Source organism: Caldibacillus sp. 210928-DFI.2.18 (assembly GCF_020554505.1).
Taxonomy (GTDB): Bacteria; Bacillota; Bacilli; order Bacillales; family Caldibacillaceae; genus Caldifermentibacillus; species Caldifermentibacillus hisashii.
Map to the genome: position 1 here is coordinate 1 of NZ_JAJCHL010000298.1, position 228 is coordinate 228.

Here is a 228-nt window from a genome sequence, read left to right on the forward strand (position 1 = left end):
GAACCCGTGTTACCGCCGTGAAAGGGCGGTGTCTTAACCGCTTGACCAAGGGGCCGGTAGTCATAACTATGTATGGCGGAGAGCAAGGGATTCGAACCCTTGAGACAGCTTTTAGCCGCCTACACGATTTCCAATCGTGCTCCTTCGACCAACTCGGACAGCTCTCCAAATGACTCCGCAGGTAGGATTCGAACCTACGACCGATCGGTTAACAGCCGATTGCTCTAC

At 53.9% G+C, this 228-nt stretch carries 1 tRNA gene; it reads right to left on the reverse strand.

The annotated features are described in order from the left end of the window. Positions 1-73: 73 nt before the first annotated feature. Positions 74-167 (reverse strand) — tRNA-Ser (locus LIZ98_RS17865). Positions 168-228 lie beyond the last annotated feature (61 nt).